The sequence below is a fragment of the Roseisolibacter sp. H3M3-2 genome (assembly GCF_029211165.1).
Classification (GTDB): domain Bacteria; phylum Gemmatimonadota; class Gemmatimonadetes; order Gemmatimonadales; family Gemmatimonadaceae; genus Roseisolibacter.
Genome location: NZ_JARGEK010000665.1, coordinates 1 through 1,148, shown reverse-complemented (window position 1 = coordinate 1,148; position 1,148 = coordinate 1). Strand labels below are relative to the sequence as shown.

The window sequence follows — 1,148 nt, the reverse complement described above, 5'->3', positions numbered from 1 at the left end:
CCCACCGAGCCGGCGCCGCCGCCGGCGCCCGCGACGCCGGACGACGCGGACGAGCGCTCCCCCTACCGGGACGGCTGACCGCCGCGCCCTGTGGGTCGCGCGCCACGCCTGCTGCGGCGGCGCGGCGGCGGCACCGGGAAGGGCGGAACGGGTCGCCGCGCGCACGGCGTGACGGCGACGGCCGGGACCCTGGCGTAAGCCGTTGGGCGGGCGCAGGATGCGGGGGAGCCCCGGGGCGCCGTCGTCCGCCGCCGGGGCCCCCGGGGCGGGGCCGAGGGTGGGCATGCGCCCTGCCCTGGGGAGTGGCGTCGCCCCGTCGTCCCTCGCACCACCCGCCATGGCCACGGTCCTCCCGTTCGACCCGCACGCGCGCCGGCGCCCAGCCCCGCCGCGCCCCGCCGCGTCCGTCCCGGCGGCGCGCGAGGAGCGCGCGGAGCGCGACGAGCGCGTGATCCCGCTGCGGGTGGTGCGGGCGGCCGACGCGCCGGCGCTCGAGACGCCGGCCGAGCCGATGCCGGCGATCGAGGCGCGCATGGCCACCGCCGTCGCGACGGCGACGGAGGCGGCGCCCGCCGAGACGACGGACCACGCGCTGGCGCTCCGCTTCTTCCCGCTCGTGCTGGCCGTCGCGCTGGCCGACCTGTCGACCAAGGCGCTGGCGCTGGCGGCGCTCGCCGAGCGCTCGATCCCGGTGGCGGGGTCGGTGTCGCTCTCGCTGGCGCACAACACGGTGTCGGCGGGCGCGGGGTGGCTGGGCGCGAGCACGCGCGGCGCCAACGTCGCCGCGACCGGCGTCGTCCTCGGCCTGCTCATCCTGCTCGCGCCGGCGCTGCACCGGCTGGAGCGGCGCACGACCGAGGCGCTGGCGCTGATGGTCGGCGGCGGGCTGGGGAACCTCATGAGCCTCGCCACGCGCCCCGAGGGGGTCCCCGACTTCCTGCGCGTCGAGCACGCGACGGGCGCCTGGGTGCTCAACCTCGCCGACTTCTGCATGCTGGGCGGGCTGGCGTGGCTGACGGCGACGCTGGTGCAGGCGCTGCGCGCGACGCCGGCGGAGCTGCCCGCGCGCGCGCGGCGGCTGATCCCGCGCCCGGTCGCCTACCGCGCGCTGCGCCAAGTCGGATCGTAGCCATGTCGTTCTGTGAGCC

1 protein-coding gene is annotated in these 1,148 nt (G+C 79.7%); it reads left to right on the top strand.

Going from position 1 to position 1,148, the window contains the following annotated elements; all coding sequences use genetic code 11:
- The first annotated feature begins 337 nt into the window (after positions 1-337).
- Positions 338-1,129, top strand: a complete 792-nt coding sequence (locus tag PYV61_RS25580) for a signal peptidase II (protein WP_275836711.1) — start codon at positions 338-340, stop codon at positions 1,127-1,129.
- Positions 1,130-1,148: the final 19 nt, after the last annotated feature.